The organism is Flexivirga sp. G2, assembly GCF_055397625.1.
In genome coordinates this window covers 2,478,424-2,493,542 of record NZ_AP039675.1, presented here as the reverse complement: position 1 = coordinate 2,493,542, position 15,119 = coordinate 2,478,424, and the positions used below count along the sequence as shown (strand labels likewise).

13 protein-coding genes are annotated in these 15,119 nt (G+C 66.6%); 2 read left to right on the top strand and 11 right to left on the bottom strand.

Features of this window, described 5'->3' with window-relative positions:
• Window positions 1–15: 15 nt before the first annotated feature.
• The 7 genes from ACZ50J_RS12120 to ACZ50J_RS12090 all read right to left on the bottom strand — a co-directional run bounded on the left by ACZ50J_RS12120 (window position 16) and on the right by ACZ50J_RS12090 (window position 9,650).
• Window positions 16–2,370 (bottom strand): phosphoketolase family protein, encoded by a 2,355-nt coding sequence (locus ACZ50J_RS12120; RefSeq protein WP_464297418.1) that lies wholly within the window; start codon window positions 2,368–2,370, stop codon window positions 16–18.
• Between the two features lie 88 nt (window positions 2,371–2,458).
• Window positions 2,459–3,193 (bottom strand): ABC transporter permease, encoded by a 735-nt coding sequence (locus ACZ50J_RS12115; protein ID WP_464297417.1) that lies wholly within the window; start codon window positions 3,191–3,193, stop codon window positions 2,459–2,461.
• Window positions 3,190–3,927, bottom strand: coding sequence for an ABC transporter ATP-binding protein (locus ACZ50J_RS12110; RefSeq protein ID WP_464297416.1), 738 nt, complete (start codon window positions 3,925–3,927; stop codon window positions 3,190–3,192). The genes ACZ50J_RS12115 and ACZ50J_RS12110 overlap by 4 nt, the downstream gene beginning before the upstream one ends.
• Window positions 3,928–4,120: 193 nt before the next feature.
• Window positions 4,121–6,799, bottom strand: coding sequence for a magnesium-translocating P-type ATPase (gene mgtA, locus ACZ50J_RS12105; protein ID WP_464297415.1), 2,679 nt, complete (start codon window positions 6,797–6,799; stop codon window positions 4,121–4,123).
• Window positions 6,800–7,004: 205 nt separating this feature from the next.
• Window positions 7,005–7,526 carry a flavodoxin domain-containing protein gene (locus ACZ50J_RS12100; protein ID WP_464297414.1) on the bottom strand — a complete coding sequence of 174 codons (522 nt, stop codon included), beginning with the start codon at window positions 7,524–7,526 and terminating at the stop codon, window positions 7,005–7,007.
• Between the two features lie 407 nt (window positions 7,527–7,933).
• Window positions 7,934–9,166, bottom strand: a complete 1,233-nt coding sequence (locus ACZ50J_RS12095; protein WP_464297413.1) for an acetate/propionate family kinase — start codon at window positions 9,164–9,166, stop codon at window positions 7,934–7,936.
• Window positions 9,167–9,191: 25 nt separating this feature from the next.
• Window positions 9,192–9,650 carry an Hsp20/alpha crystallin family protein gene (locus tag ACZ50J_RS12090; protein ID WP_464297412.1) on the bottom strand — a complete coding sequence of 153 codons (459 nt, stop codon included), beginning with the start codon at window positions 9,648–9,650 and terminating at the stop codon, window positions 9,192–9,194.
• A 193-nt stretch (window positions 9,651–9,843) separates the two neighbouring features.
• Here ACZ50J_RS12090 and ACZ50J_RS12085 point away from each other — a divergent pair, with 193 nt between their 5' ends.
• Both ACZ50J_RS12085 and ACZ50J_RS12080 read left to right on the top strand, forming a co-directional pair.
• Window positions 9,844–10,515, top strand: a complete 672-nt coding sequence (locus ACZ50J_RS12085) for a BON domain-containing protein (RefSeq protein WP_464297411.1) — start codon at window positions 9,844–9,846, stop codon at window positions 10,513–10,515.
• Complete coding sequence (locus tag ACZ50J_RS12080; protein WP_464297410.1) at window positions 10,512–10,949, top strand: universal stress protein; 438 nt, start codon at window positions 10,512–10,514, stop codon at window positions 10,947–10,949. Before ACZ50J_RS12085 ends, ACZ50J_RS12080 begins: the two co-directional genes overlap by 4 nt.
• A 14-nt stretch (window positions 10,950–10,963) precedes the next feature.
• On the opposite strand, the gene ACZ50J_RS12075 is transcribed toward ACZ50J_RS12080, so the two are convergent.
• From ACZ50J_RS12075 to ACZ50J_RS12060, 4 genes are all read right to left on the bottom strand, one after another.
• Window positions 10,964–11,497 carry an Rv1733c family protein gene (locus ACZ50J_RS12075; RefSeq protein WP_464297409.1) on the bottom strand — a complete coding sequence of 178 codons (534 nt, stop codon included), beginning with the start codon at window positions 11,495–11,497 and terminating at the stop codon, window positions 10,964–10,966.
• Window positions 11,498–11,750: 253 nt separating this feature from the next.
• Window positions 11,751–12,341, bottom strand: a complete 591-nt coding sequence (locus ACZ50J_RS12070; RefSeq protein ID WP_464297408.1) for a BON domain-containing protein — start codon at window positions 12,339–12,341, stop codon at window positions 11,751–11,753.
• Between the two features lie 48 nt (window positions 12,342–12,389).
• The gene (locus ACZ50J_RS12065) at window positions 12,390–13,667 is read right to left on the bottom strand and encodes an IS256 family transposase (protein WP_464301335.1); all 1,278 of its coding nucleotides are present in this window, start codon (window positions 13,665–13,667) and stop codon (window positions 12,390–12,392) included.
• A 213-nt stretch (window positions 13,668–13,880) separates the two neighbouring features.
• Entirely contained in the window at window positions 13,881–15,083 is a 1,203-nt protein-coding gene (locus ACZ50J_RS12060) for an IS110 family RNA-guided transposase (RefSeq protein WP_464297407.1), read from the bottom strand.
• Window positions 15,084–15,119 lie beyond the last annotated feature (36 nt).

Sequence of the window (15,119 nt, the reverse complement as noted above, 5' to 3'; positions counted from 1 at the left end):
TCCTCTCTGCCCGGGCTATTTGCCGATTCCGGTCCAGGACCAGTCCTGCACTTCGGGCAGGTCCTCGCCGTGGTCACGGGTCCAGTCCTTGGCCCGGCGCCGTGTGTCGGCCATCCGCTGTCGCAGCATGGCGGCCCGGCTGCCGAGGGACGGCACCCTGTCGATGACGTCCATCACCAGGCGGAACCGGTCCAGGTCGTTCATCATCACCAGGTCGAATGGCGTGGTCGTGGTGCCTTCCTCGCGGTATCCGCGCACGTGCAGGTTCTGATGGTTGGTGCGACGGTAGGTCAACCGGTGAATGAGCCATGGGTAGCCGTGATAGGCGAAGATCACCGGCCGGTCGGTGGTGAAGAGCGCGTCGAAGTCTCGGCCGCTGAGTCCGTGCGGGTGCTGCGTGTCGTCCTCCAGGCGCATCAGGTCGACGACATTGATCATCCGGATCCGCAGGTCTGGCAGGTGTTTTCGCAGGATCGACACAGCCGCCAGGGTCTCCATCGTGGGCACGTCCCCGGCGGACGCGAGGACCACCTGCGGGTCACCGTCGTCGTTGGACGCCCAGTCCCAGATCCCCAGACCGCGGGCGCAGTGTTCGGCGGCTTCGTCCCCTGTGAGCCAGTCGAACTGCGGTTGCTTCCCGGCCACCACCACATTGATGTAGTGCCGGCTCGCCAGGCAGTGCTCCATGGTGGACAGCAACGTGTTGGTGTCCGGCGGAAGGTAGACGCGCACGATGTCGGACCGCTTGTTCACCACATGGTCGATGAAGCCCGGGTCCTGGTGGGAGAACCCGTTGTGGTCCTGCCTCCAGACGTGCGAGGTGAGCAGGTAGTTCAGCGACGGCACCGGTGGCCGCCAGTCGATCTCCCGCGTCGTGTGCAGCCACTTGGCATGCTGGTTGACCATCGAGTCGACGATGTGGACGAACGCTTCGTAGCAGGAGAACAGCCCGTGCCGTCCGGTGAGGAGGTAGCCCTCGAGCCAGCCCTGGCAGGTGTGCTCGGACAGCATCTCGACCACCCGGCCCGTGTGCGCAAGATGCTCGTCCGTGGGCCGGATGTCGCCGGCGAACACTTTGTCGGTCACCCGGTAGACGGCGTCCAGCCGATTGGACGCGGTCTCGTCGGGGCCGAAGAGCCGAAACGTCGACGGGTTGTCCTGTATGACGTCCGCCAGCATCGTCCCGAACACCCGTGTCGCCTCATGCGTTGCTCCTCCCGGTGAAGAAACTTCAACGGCATACGATCGGAAGTCGTTGATACGCAACGGTTTCCGCAGGGTGCCACCGTTCGCGTGCGGGTTCGCGCTCATCCGGCGGGTGCCGGCCGGCGCGAGTGCAGCGATCTCGTCGCGCACCCGCCCGTCCTCGTCGAACAGCTCGTGCGGCCGGTAGGACTGCATCCACTCCTGCAACTGCCGGCGATGTGCGGCGTTCTCCCGGGTGCCCGGGAGTGGCACCTGATGTGCTCTCCAGGTGCCTTCGACGGGCACGCCGTCAACCTCGCGTGGTCCGGTCCAGCCCTTCGGCGTGATCAGGACGATCATCGGCCAGGGGTGCCGACCGACCACACGCTCCTCGCGCGCAGCCCGTTGGATGGCGGTGATCCGGTCGTGGGCGGTGTCCATCGCGGCGGCCAGTTGCTGGTGCACGTCGTCCGGCTCGTCGCCCTCGACGGAGAGGACCTCGTGTCCGTAGCCTTCCAACAGCTTGGTGAGCTCGGAGCGTGAGATGCGCGCTGCGACAGTGGGATTGGCGATCTTGTAGCCGTTGAGGTGGAGGATCGGCAGCACGGCGCCGTCGTGGACCGGGTCGACGAACTTGTTGGCGTGCCACGACGTGGCGAGCGGCCCGGTCTCGAATTCGCCGTCGCCCACGACAGCGGCGACGAGCAGGTCCGGGTTGTCCATCGCCGCGCCGTAGGCGTGCGACAGGACGTAGCCCAGCTCACCGCCCTCGTGGATCGAGCCGGGTGTCTCGGGCGCCACGTGACTGGGGATGCCGCCGGGGAACGAGAACTGCCGGAAGAGCGCCCGCAGTCCGTCGCGGTCCCTGCCGATCCGCGGGTAGACCTCGCTGTAGGTGCCGTCGAGGTATGCCGACGCGACCGCCGCCGGTCCGCCGTGCCCCGGGCCGGCCAGGAAGATCGCGTTCACGTCGCGCTGCCGGATCAACCGGTTGAGGTGGGTGTAGATCAGGTTCAGCCCGGGCGTGGTGCCCCAGTGGCCGAGCAGTCGTGGCTTGATGTCGCCCGGCTCGAGATCCCGCTCGAGGAGCGGGTTGTCCATCAGGTAGATCTGTCCGACGGCGAGGTAGTTCGCCGCTCGGAACCACGAGTCGAGGGCGCGGACTTCTTCCGCAGCAAGAGTCATGTTCCGAGGGTTCACCGCGCCGGTGCTGCTGCCCAGGGACCTTCGCCCCTGTGTGACTGATGTCGCGGACGGAACCGATCGGGTGTGCTCAGCGCGTGCGGCGTGGCATCGACAGTGCACCGAGCAGTAGGGCGCCGAGTGCGAATGCCGTGAGCACCGCGACATTGCGCAGGACGTCTCCGGTGGGTGACGGCTGGTCGCGGATGGCGCCGAGGGTGCGGACGGCATACGTCATCGGTAGGCAGTCGGCGAGCAGTTGCAGGGGCCGGGGCATCGCGCTGTGCGGGACGAGCAGGCCGCACAGGTAGATCTGCGGGCCGATGACCAGCGGCATGAACTGGACGGCCTGGAACTCGGTGCGCGCGAACGCGCTGGCAAGCAGTCCGGTGGCGACACCCACGGTGGCCGAGATCGCGGCCACGAGCAGCACCCACAGGATCGGGCCGGCCGTGCTGACGCCGAGACCCCAGACACTGACGCCCACGAGCACGAGTGACTGGACGGTGGCGGCGAGGGCGAATGAGATGCCGTAACCGGCCAGCAGGTCGGCGCGGTGCATCGGGGTGGTCAACAGCCGCTCGAGCGTGCCGGAGGTCCGCTCCCGCAGCATCGCGACCGAGGTGATGAGGAACATCACCAGCATGGGCAGAATTCCCAGCATTGTCAGGGCGATCCGGTCGAACAGGAGACTACCGTCATACACGAAATAGAGCAGCGTGAGCAGCAGTGACGGGACGACCAGGATCAGCGACACCGTGCGCGGGTCGGCGCGCAGTTGCTGCAGGATGCGCCGGGTCGTGGCGCCCAGGATCCGCGCGTTCACGTCGACTGTCCCTCGCGGATCAATCGCAGAAAGGCGTCGTCGTATGACGAGGCGCCGCTCCTGCGCAACAACTCCGCGGGCGTCAGCTGTGCCAGCAACCGCCCGTCACGCATCAGCAGGAGACCGTCGCAGCGTGCCGCCTCGTCCATCACGTGGCTGGACACCAGCAGCGTCGTGCCCGCGGCCGCAAGACCCTGCAGGTGCGACCACAGCCCCTCCCGCGTGACGGGATCGAGCCCGACCGTCGGCTCGTCCAGCACCAGCAGTGTCGGAGACCCGACGAGCGCGCAGGCGAGCGACGCGCGGCTGGCCTGTCCGCCGGACAACCGGTCGACCCGGCGGCCGGCGAGGTCGGCAAGTCCCACGGCGGCTACGGCTTGATCCGCGTTCTCACGCGAATAGCCTTGAAGCGCAGCGAAATACGTCGCGTTCTGCGCGATCGTCAGGTCCTGGTAGATGCTCAGGGTCTGGGTGACGTAGCCGATCCGGTGACGCAGGCGCGCTGTGCCGGGCATGTCTCCCAGGACGGTGAGTTCGCCTGCTCGAGTCCGCTGCACCCCGACGATCGAGCGCATCAAGGTCGTCTTGCCACAACCGGATGGACCCATGAGACCGACGACGGCGCCGACCGGCACGTCGAAGGTGACGTCGTGCAGCACCGGCCGGCTGTGCAGCGACACCTCGAGGTTGCGGGCATGGACCGCGACGGTCTCTGCACGGATCGCTTGCCCCATGTGACCGAGCGTGCAGCTCGTAACGCCCTGGGACACAGGGCCTTTGGTCCCTGCGCCGGTAAAGTTCCACCCGCCCGTTCCACCCCATCGGCAACGTAGGCAGAGGACCATCGGTGCGTGACGCGCTCAGCTGGGCGATCTGCATCGGCATGCGTGAGATGCAGTGGCGGGGTGCGCTGATGGCCGAACTTCATCATGTGCCAGCCGAGTTGCCAACGCGATGGGTCGAACGTTCCGGGCGATGTGGCGCATGTTCGCTGACGAATCGAGCGGAACGCCGGCGGATCCGGCGACGAGCAGTGAATCGGCGAGACACGCTCGCCGGCACGGCGGTGCTCCGGTAGAAGAAGCGCTTGCCCAGCTCGATCAGTACGAGGTAGACCACGACCATCACTGCAAGTGCCGCATAGAACAGCGGTGGCAAAGGCGACAGTCCGAGCGGTGCCGCGAGCGGGCTGAGCGGGAGAATCGCTCCTACCGCGACGACCGTGAGGGCTGCCGTCGCGAGCGGCACACTGGGCCGGCTGCGCAGGAACGGCACTCGCCGGGTGCGGATCGCGAAGATGACGAGGGTCTGTGTCGCGAGTGACTCCACGAACCAGCCCGATCGGAACTCGGTGGCGTGCGCGTGGAAGACCCACAGCATGACACCGAAGGTGAGGAAGTCGAACAGCGAGCTGATCGGTCCGAAGACCAGCATGGATCGGCGGATCAGCCGCAGGTCCCAGTGGGCAGGCCGTCGCACTTGCTCGTCATCCACGTGATCGGTGGGTATGGCGAGCTGGCTCGCGTCATACAACAGGTTGTTCAGCAGGATCTGGGAGGGCAGCATCGGCAGGAACGGCAGGAACGTCGAGGCGCCGGCCGCGGAGAACATGTTGCCGAAATTGCTCGAGGTGCCCATCAGGACGTACTTGATCGTGTTGGCGAAGATCCGCCGTCCGGCGGTGACTCCGTCGGCCAGCACGTCCAGATCCTTCTCCAGCAGGATCACGTCGGCGGCGTCCTTGGCGACGTCCGTGGCGGAGTCGACCGATATGCCGACGTCGGCGCTGTGCAGGGCGAGCGCGTCGTTGACCCCGTCGCCGAGGAAGCCCACGCCATGCCCGCTGTGCCGGTGCAGCCGGACGATGCGCGCCTTCTGCTCGGGGCTGACGCGCGCGAACACCGTGGTGCGCTCGATCGCCGCCGTCAGGGCGGCGTCGTCCATCGAGGCCACCTGACGGCCGGTGAGCGCACCGCGCCCCGGCAGGCCGAGTTCCTCGCACACGCGCAGAGCCACTGCCGCGTTGTCGCCGGTCACAACCTTCACCGCGACGCCGAGCTCGGCCAGGCGGCGCAGGGCGGCGTCCGAGCCGGGCTTCGGTGGGTCGAGGAAGACCAGGAATCCGGCAAGTCGCAGGTCGTGCTCATCGCGGGCGCGGACCTCGCCGGAGGGATCGGCGTCACGAGTGGCGACCGCGACCACCCGGTTGCCGGCCTCGAACTCCCGGGCGAGTTGCTCCGACGCTTCCGGCGGCACTCGCACACAGCGGTCGAGCACGCGCTCCGGGGCTCCCTTGGTCACCTGGGTCAGCAGGCCCGCGTCGTCGCGGACCACCACCGAGGACATCGTCCGCTCGTGATCGAACGGCAGCACGCTCAGTGTCCGGTACCCCGCGAGCGACGGGATGATCGGGCTCGCCGGCTGCGCAGTCCACAGTGCGCGGTCCAGTGGGTTGCCCCCGACACCCCGCTCGGTGGAAGCGGTCTCGGTGCACAACAGTCCCCAGCGCGACAGCTCCGAGGCCGTCGTGCCGCCGACCGGGACCGCCGCTGCGAACGTGATCCGGCCCGCGGTGAGTGTGCCGGTCTTGTCGGTGAAGACGACGTCGAGGTCGCCGAGGTCCTCGATGCACACCAAGCGCTTGACCAGGACTTTCAGCTGCCGCATCTGGCGCGATCCGGCAGCCAGGCTGGTCGAGACGACCGCGGGCAACAATTGGGGCGTGATGCCGACGGCGATCGCGAGCGAGAAGAGCAGCGCGTCGATCAGCGGCCGGTGCAGCGCGACGTTCACCGCGAAGATGGCGGAGGTCAGGGCGGCAGCCACCACCAGCAACAGCATCGAGAATCGCCGCAGGCCGGACTGGAACTCGGTCTCGGTCTGCCGGTGTGCAAGGCCCGCAGCGAGTCGCCCGAACGCGGCGGAGCGCCCGGTCGCGACGACGACGCCGTGCGCGCTGCCCGCACTCACGACGGTGCCCATCAGCGCGCAACAGGTCAGCTCGGCGAGCACTGCGCCGGCCTCGACGGGGGCTGTCGCCTTGACGACGGGCAGGGACTCACCGGTGAGCACCGACTCATCGCACTCGAACTCGTCGACGTCGAGCAGTTGCAGATCCGCGGGCACGATGTCACCGAGCCCGATCCGGACCAGGTCACCGGGAACGAGCGAGGTCACGTCGACCGGAAACGACCTGCCGTCGCGGGTGACCAGCGTTGTATGACGGATCGCCGAATGCAGTGCCTCGGCAGCGAGTTCGGCGCGATACTCGTTGACCAGCCCCAGTCCGACCGATAGCGCGACGATCACGCCGATGATCACGGCGTCACTGCGCTCCCCGACGAAGAACGACGCAGCTGCGGCGACCACCAGCAGGAGCAGCAGCGGCGAGTTCAGCTGCCGGCCCAGCACCGGCAGGAACCGCGCCCGATGGGAGGCCACGGCGTTCCGCCCGAATTGCTCGAGCCGCCGCGCGGCCTCGCCGGAGGTCAGGCCCGCGTCATCATTCGACCCGACCGCCGCGAGGACCGCTTCCAGCGGGCATGCGGCGTTGGCGACCACTGGCGGATCCGCGTCCTGGTGCGGGGCCACACGAGCGAGCGTCATACCGGCAGGCTCGCCCGTCCGACACGCCGGGCACAGGGGCCAAGGTCCCTCACCATCGAGGAACCAGGAGCCGAGAGACCTTCGGCCCATCCAGGAACCGCTCCGGGACGGGCGTGGGCGTATGGAAACCGTGCAACCGCAGTCGATCCGAGAGGCCCACGCAAGCCGGGTCGGTCGCGCTGCGGGTGCTCGGGCGCGGCGGAACTCACTGAGTGAGGTCCGCGGCGATGCTGTCCGCCCAGGCGTCGATCGCAGCCCAGTCGCGGAAGTCTCCGTAGCGACAACCCAGGAGGCGAAATGCCGAGCGGCTGCCACGCGCCGGGAAGTGTTCCGGCGCAACCCGGCCGGAGAACACTGCTGTGCCACGGACCGAGTCCCCGAGGTCGGCCCGTCGCACGATCGCCCGTTCTTCGAATCTGCCGAGTCGGCGGAGGGGAGGGGGCAACGCGGCCGTCATACCGACGCTGAACAGCCACAGCGGACGTACCAGCAGTTGCTCACGGTGAGCGCGAACGAAAGCGGTGGCCTCCGGGAGCCAGTCGCGATTGTGTATGGCGCTGCCGATGATGACCGCACCGTCCGACGGCAGGTGGGTACCCGCGGACAACGGGCCGACCGTGACAGCCACGCCGCGTTCCTCCAGCCGTGCGGCGACGCGGCCCGCGACGGACTGTGTCGAGCCGTGGGCACTCGCGTATCCGACGAACACTCTCGAATTGCTGCTCATGGGCTGTGCCATTCGTGGTCCCGACTGCCGCGCAGTCAAGTGGATGGTGGTCGTGGTTCCCGGGGTGTGCCGTTCGGGGCGATGCGACAGGTGAAGGCGGCGGCCTCGGGTCGTGGGCCCCGACCACGGCTCGGGGCCGCCGCCGCGGTGTGCTGACGAAGGTCACCGCACCGCCATTCGCACTCACGTCTCCCCAGGCCGAGTGCGCGGGGCCCGGGGGTTCATCGAAAGAGACGGATCCCTGGCCCCGTTGCCCGGTCTGACGTCACCGAGCGGCCGGGGTTCAGTCCGTGACGACGCCTCGCGCCCTCCTCGTCCGGGAGGGTCTCGCTCCTGGTCTCGCCAGAAGGAGAGCTTCGTCGGTGCTGTTCCGGTATCGCCTCCGTTGCCGGTGGCGATGAGTCCATTCAGCCATTCGGCCCCGGCCTCCGGCAGGGACCAAGGTCCTGACAGTCGCGCTCGATCACCTCGACCGCGTGTCGGGCGATGCCCAGTTCTTCGTTGGTCGGTATGACGAGCACAGCGACTCGGGACCCATCCGCTGAGATCAGCCGCGCACCCGACGAATTCGCAGTGTTCCGAGTCGTATCCAGGCGAATCCCGAGAAAGTCGAGTCCGGCGACAGCGCGGGCACGCACGTCGGCGCTGTTCTCCCCGACGCCGGCGGTGAAGGTGAGGACGTCGATGCCCCCGAGGATCGCGGCGTAGGCGCCGATGTACTTGCGAAGCCGGTGGCCCACCACGTCGAGGGCCAGCTGTGCGGCGCAGTCGCCCCGGCCTGCGGCCTCGACGACATCCCGCATGTCGCTGCGTCCGGTCAGGCCGACCAGTCCCGAACGCTCACCGAGCAGAACCTGGAGGTCGTCAGCACTGAGTCCTGCCGTCCGGATCAGGTGCAACAGCACGCCGGGGTCGATGTCCCCGGCGCGGGTGCCCATGACCAGGCCCTCCAGTGGAGTCATGCCCATCGATGTGTCGACCGGTCGTCCTCGGTCAACGGCTGACACGGACGCACCGTTGCCCAGGTGCAGCACGATCTGACGCAGTTGGGTGAGGTCCCGACCGAGCCACCGGGCGGCTTCCGCCGATACGTACTCGTGAGAGATCCCGTGGAACCCATAACGACGGATGTCGTTCTGCGCCGCTACTTTCCAATCGATCGCGTAGGTCGATGCGGCGGCCGGCAGGGAGGCGAAGAAGGCGGTGTCGAACACTGCGACCTGCGGTACATCGGGGAACAACCGTCGTGCGGCGGTGATCCCCTCGAGGCTAGCTGCGGTGTGCGCCGGGGCGAACATCGCCGCCGACTCGATCGCCGCAACTACCCGTGCGTCGATCCGGGCCGATCTGGTCAGCGATGGACCGCCGTGCACCACCCGGTGCCCGATCGCGGCCGGTGGCTTCTCGGCCAGATCGAGTCCCAGACGAGCGAATTGCGCGAGGACCAGATCGAGTGCTGCGGCGACATGGGTGACCCGGGTGGCGCCAGGTATCCCGCTACTGCCGACGTGTACGCGGTAGGTGGCGGTGTCGCTGCCGAGTCTCTCGACGACTGCCGTTGCGGCCGGCTCCTGCACAGCGGGGTCGATGAGCTGCACCTTGCACGACGACGACCCGGTGTTGATCACGAGCACATTCATCGTGGCCGTCCCTGAGGGCCAGACATCAGTCGATGGTCAGACGGGTTGTCTTGACTGCTGGTGCCTTGGGCATGGTGACGGTCAGCACGCCGTCGGTCAGGTTCGCACTGGAAGCTGTTTCGTCGATGGCGAGCGGCAGTGTCACCTCGTAGGTGAACGCGCCTGTGGAACGGCTCGAGTGCCGCAGGATCCCCTCGCGTTCAACTGTGCGCCGTTCGCCATGGATCTGTAGCCGCTTCCCGGTGACATCGATGGTGACCGCGTCCTTCTCCACTCCCGGCAGGTCGACCTCGGCGATGAAGCTGTCATCTGTCTCGCGCAGCTCTGCCCCCGGTGCATCTGCGCCGAATTCGCTTGGCTCGGGCCAGATTTCGTGCAGCAGCTGGGCAACAGGCCATGGTCCGAAAGCCGGCCACACCGGGCGGGTTCGCCGTGCGACGGTGGTGTCGGTGTGGCTGTCAGTACTCATCATGTGGTCCTCCACGACCTGTGGTGTGCCTTGTGCCTTTTCAGTGCATTCCCGACGATCGTCTGCCGCCAGGGACCAAAGGCCCGCATGCGCACTTGTGTAGCCATGCGAAGCGGGCGAACGACGGGGGAGTCGGTTCAGCAGCCCAGGTTCTTATCCAGGACCTTGGGCCCTCTACTCGGCGCGGGGCCGACGGCACCGTTGAGGTATGACACAGACACAGACACAGACCACCGATCACCAGCTCAGGGCAAAGGTCGCCGAAGAGTTGTCCTGGGCCTCCAACGTCAACGCCGACCACGTCGGTGTATCCGTCAATCGTGGCGCCATCACGTTGTCGGGGCAGGTGAACACCTACCCCGAGAAGTCCGCCGCGGTCGCAGCGGCGCTTCGCGTCGACGGTGTGACCGCGGTCGCCGACGAGATTGCGGTGTGGTCCCACAGCACCGACCGCGACGACACCGGCATTGCCGCGCATGCCCGGCAGGCCATCGACAGCAGCATCTCGGTGCCCGACACCGTGCAGGCAGTCGTCCACGATCATCAAGTGACGCTGACCGGTTCCGTGCCGTGGAACTATCAGCGCAATATCGCCGGGCGATTGATGGAGAACCTCCCAGGTGTCTACTCGGTGCAGAACGACATCAAGCTCGTGCCGCAACTGCCTTTCGCGGCTGACACTGCGAAGAAGAACATCCGGGCGGCGCTCGTGCGTAACGCCCAGGTCGAGGCCGACCACATCCACCTCCACACCAACGGCACCGAGATCGAGTTGACCGGAACGGTGCAGACCTGGGCCGAGCGCAACCAGGCCGCACACATCGCCTGGAACACGCCGGGTGTGACGAAGGTGCACAACAACCTGCACATCGCCCGGTGAGTCGCACGCTCGAGCGGGCGGAGGGCCCGGAGAAGCGCATCGTGGTAGGTATCGATGGGTCGCCGGACGGTGCACGAGCGCTCCGGTGGGCTGCCGATTTCGCCGACCTCAGCGGTGCCGACCTCGTTCTGGTGACCGTATGGCAGTGGCCGTTGTCGTATGGCGCGCCCGTGTTCTGGCCGGCGTTCGATCCGGACGGTGAGGCTCGGACAGTGGTCGAGAAGGCTCGCGCAGGTGTCACGCTGCGCCGCGGTGCAGTAAGAACTGCGGTGCATGAGGGTCGTCCGGGACAGGTCCTAGTGAGTCTCGCGGAGCACGCGGCTGCCCTCGTCGTCGGCAGTCAAGGTCATGGTGCGCTCACCGAAGCGGTTCTCGGCTCGGTGAGCGCCTACTGCGTGCGGCACGCCCATTGCCCGGTGGTCGTCGTCCGCTGAGATCCAGCGAGCGGTCACTTCCGCGACAGCAAGGACGTGAGATCGGCGTCCCACGCGCGCTGCCGGTACCGATCGAGTCGCCATCGTAGAAGTCGGTGCAATCCGTAGCAGGCCACTGAGACATCCAAGGCGATATTGAAGTTCAGCACGATCAGGTTGAGCAGGCGCGAGTCCCGAGGCTCCGCAGACGCGATGCGATTGCCTGAAGCGCTCGACCAGATCCGGATTTCAGCGCCTTGATGAGGGGCGGTCGAGACCTTGAGGCTGGCGCGACGGACGGCACCGGACTGGTTGACCCATCGCACTCGAACGTCATACATCCGGCGGATGTTGACCTCGGCGGACGGACCGACAACGACAGGAGCGTCCGAGACGTGTTCGACCACTGCGGTCGTCGGCGCCATCGCCGGTGCCTGCCAGCCATCGACCACGCTCGGCGCGACCGCGACAGTGACGACGGGGATGGTCAGCGCCGCGACGAGGAACCACAACCACGCAGAGAGACGCTGCAGCCGATCGCTGCGTCGGCACAACGGGTTACGCCGCATTGGCCACCCCGCGGTGCGTCGGCGGTGCCACCACCAGTACGGCGCCGTGTTCCGGATGACGTCGCGAGCCGTACGTATGCCCGATGCATCGAGGGCGCGCGACGAATGTGGGTCCCGCTCATTTCCGGGCTCATCGTGTCGGCGCTCACCATCCGGGCGAGGCCGATCACCGGGACGGCGGTGAGGTCGTGACATTGTGACCTTCCCTCGGTCTGCGACTCGTCGGTCGGCGCGCCGGCCAACGTTCCGTGTCTCAACGGGTGATGTGGATGTGGTTGTGCACGTTCGTCACACCCGGCGTGTTCCAGGCGACGTCCGCAGCTTCTTGGCATTCGGCCCACGTTCGAGCGCTACCGGTCAGTTCGATCTCGGTACCGGTGGTGGTGACGTGAATACGGTCGGCGTCCAGCTGGGCGTTGCGGACGAACGCCGCCCGGATGTTCTTCTCGGCCGTCTTGGCGGCGAAGGGCAGATGAGGCACGACCGCGATGTCGTTGCGCACGAACCGGATTCCCGGGATCTCCGCCATCAGCCGGCCGGCGACTTTGCGCTGGTAGTTCCACGGAACCGTGCCGGTCAGCGTGACGCGATGGTCGTGCACGGTGGCGTGGACCGTGTGTGGGAGCGAGGCGCTGGTGTCCAGAGCATGCTTTGCGTGCACGGCGATGCCGACGTCATCACGCTCTGTGGTGGACCGCACTGTCATCTCGTCGACGACCGAGGTCACCCCGGTTACCCGCAACGCTGCCGCCACCGCGGACGCCTTCTGCGGGTAGGCGTCCACTTCTCCGGACAACGTGACCACGCCGTCGTTGACGGACACGCCGACCTCGTCGGCGTTCACCGTCGCGGTCGGGAGTGTCCGAAATTCGGTGTTTCTGGCCCTGATTGATTAGTACTTCTCTGCGGTGGGCCAGCGGCCCTCGAAGACGGTCGCGAACACGTTGAGTGCTGGCTTCCATCGCATGGTCCATCGTGCCTGTCCACGCCCGGTCGGGTCCAGTGACCTGGTGACGAGGTAGAGGCATTTGAGTGCTGCTTGCTCGTTCGGGAAGTGCCCACGGGCACGGACTGCCCTCCGGTAACGTGCGTTGAGCGACTCGATCGCGTTGGTACTGAACAGGATTCTCCTGATTTCGACGTCGTAGGCCAGGAACGGGGTGAATTCCTCCCACGCGTTGTCCCATAACCGGATCAGCGCGGGATACTGCTGGCCCCAGGTGTCGGTGAACTTCGCAAACTCCGCTCGTGCCGCCTCAGCCTTCGGCGCGGTGTACACCAGCTTCAGTTCCCTGGCGATCTGGTCCCAGTACTTTCGCGACGTCAACCGGAAGGAGTTGCGCAGCAGGTGAATGACGCATGTTTGTACGGTCGCGTCCGGCCACACGCTCTCCACCACGGCAGGTAGCCCCTTGAGGCCGTCACAGACGACGAACATGGTGTCGGCCACGCCGCGGTTCTTCAGCTCGGTCAACACCGCGAGCCAGTACTTGGCGCCCTCACCATCGCCTGGAGTGCCGGCCCACAACCCGAGCACGTCCTTCCGCCCGTCAACGGTGACACCGATCGCGGCGTAGAAGGGCCGGTTAGCGACCTGCCCGTCGCGGACCTTGACCACGATCGCGTCGATGAAGATCGCCGCGTACACCGGATCCAGCGGGCGAGCCAGCCATTCGTTCATCTCCTCGCTGATCCGATCGGTGATCCGACTGATCGTGTCCTTGGATACCGACGCGCCGTAGATCTCTTCCAGGTGGGCGCTGATCTCCCCAGTGGTCAGGCCCTTCGCAGTCAGTGAGAGCACAACCTGCTCGACCGAGCCGAGCTTGCGGTGGTGCTTGGGCACGATCACCGGCTCGAACGTGCCGGTCCGGTCCCGCGGCACCGTGATGTCGACTTTGCCGACGTTGTCGGTCAGCACCGTCTTAGTCCGGGAGCCGTTGCGAACGTTGCGGATACGACCCTCACTCGTAGCTTCCGAGGCAGTGTCGGTGTCGTCCGCTGATGCTGACGATGGCTGATGCTTGCCGTGTCCGAGGTGCTCAGTCATCTCCTCCTCCAAGGAGATCTCCAGCACCATCTTGGTCAGATCCTTCAACAGACCCGACGGGCCAGTCAACGAGTCACCGTTAGCGCGCGCATCGCGCACCAGCTCGGTGAGCGCTTCCATGCGGCGACGTTCCACGTCGGTCTTCTTCGGTCGGCGGTCCGCGGGCTCACGCCGAGCAGGTCGCGTCCCTGCCGGCTCCTCGTTGCTGTTGTTCACGTCCTGCAGTGTCATGCGTTACTACTCCGGTCCCGCCCCAACCATGGGGCGTGTCACGGACCAGAAACACCGAAATTGCGATAGTCCCGCACGGATAGGTGATTCTCAATGCGGTTGTCAAGCTGCTTCGAGCGGCGCAGCAGTTGGTTCGAGGTAGTTGCGTTGGTCGCGCAGGAGCGCCCACAGGACGTTGACGCGTCGGCGTGCGAGGGCGAGGACGGCTTGGTTGTGGCGATGCCCTGCGGCGCGTTTGCGGTCGTAGTAGGTCCGTGACGAAGTGCTGGTCTGGATGCTGAGCAGGTCCGAGGTATAGAACACGCGTTGCAGGCGGCGGTCATACCGGCGTGGGCGGTGCAGATTGCCGGTTCGTTTGCCCGAGTCTCGTGGTGCTGGTGCCAGTCCGGCGTGGGCCGCGAGATGGTCGGGCGACTTGTAGCGGCCCATGTCACCGTCGGTGGCGGCGAGGAACTCTGCGGCCATGAGAGTCCCGAACCCTGGCATGCTCGCGATGATCGGTGCGAGTCGGTGCGTATCGATCCGTTCCTGAATTTGAGCGTCGATCCGGGCGACGTCGTTGGTGAGTCGCTGGGCGCTGGTGGCCATGTCGTGAATCAGCTGAGCTGCGACCTGGTGACCGGGAACGAGCACGGTCTGCTCGCGCGCTGCCGCATGGACTGTTGCGGCCAGGGTCGCCGCGTTGCGGACCTTGCGGTTGCGCAGCCACCGCTCCAACCGTGCGGGACCGAGAGCTCGGATCGCGGCTGGTGACTGGTAGCCAGCTACGAGCGTCAACGCGCCCTGGCTGCGGAAGTCGAGTACTGAGTCAAGAGAAGGAAATTGACTGTTCAGCAGGCTGCGCATCCTGTTAATCGTCCGGGTGCGCTCGGCGACGAGATCGCTTCGACGCGCGGTCAGTAGCTCGAGCTCGATAGCCGTGTCATCGCGGATGGTTAAGCGCCGCAAATCGTGGCGCATCCGAGCTTGATCAGCAATGATCCGTGCGTCGCGGGCATCGGTCTTACCGGCACCGGTGTAGCCCTGAGCTGCGCGGTTCGCGGCGATACCGGACAGGTACACCACCGGCTCCCCACGGCCGAGAAGAATCGCCAGCAGCAGCGCGGACAGGCCATTGGCGAGGTCGACTGCCCAGGTCACGACCTGACCGACCTGGTGAGCGTCGGTGAGCAAGGTGAGGATGTCGTCCTCGCGGTTTGCCAGTCGCCGGCTCACCAGACTTGTGCCATCTTCGTCGAGGACGACAGCGTGGTGATGTTCTTTGCCGATGTCGATGCCGATCCAAATGCGAGGCGGATAGGTCATGTTGGGCTCCTGTCTACGGAGAGTGGGGTGCCTCGT

Bases quoted from the DNA above. Each gene is read 5' to 3' on its own strand.
- ACZ50J_RS12120 (WP_464297418.1), bottom strand. From the start codon at position 2,370: ATGACTCTTGCTGCGGAAGAAGTCCGCGCCCTCGACTCGTGGTTCCGA.
- ACZ50J_RS12110 (WP_464297416.1), bottom strand. From the start codon at position 3,927: ATGGGGCAAGCGATCCGTGCAGAGACCGTCGCGGTCCATGCCCGCAAC.
- mgtA (WP_464297415.1), bottom strand. From the start codon at position 6,799: ATGACGCTCGCTCGTGTGGCCCCGCACCAGGACGCGGATCCGCCAGTG.
- ACZ50J_RS12100 (WP_464297414.1), bottom strand. From the start codon at position 7,526: ATGAGCAGCAATTCGAGAGTGTTCGTCGGATACGCGAGTGCCCACGGC.
- ACZ50J_RS12095 (WP_464297413.1), bottom strand. From the start codon at position 9,166: ATGAATGTGCTCGTGATCAACACCGGGTCGTCGTCGTGCAAGGTGCAG.
- ACZ50J_RS12085 (WP_464297411.1), top strand. From the start codon at position 9,844: ATGACACAGACACAGACACAGACCACCGATCACCAGCTCAGGGCAAAG.
- ACZ50J_RS12075 (WP_464297409.1), bottom strand. From the start codon at position 11,497: ATGCGGCGTAACCCGTTGTGCCGACGCAGCGATCGGCTGCAGCGTCTC.
- ACZ50J_RS12065 (WP_464301335.1), bottom strand. From the start codon at position 13,667: ATGGAAGCGCTCACCGAGCTGGTGCGCGATGCGCGCGCTAACGGTGAC.
- ACZ50J_RS12060 (WP_464297407.1), bottom strand. From the start codon at position 15,083: ATGACCTATCCGCCTCGCATTTGGATCGGCATCGACATCGGCAAAGAA.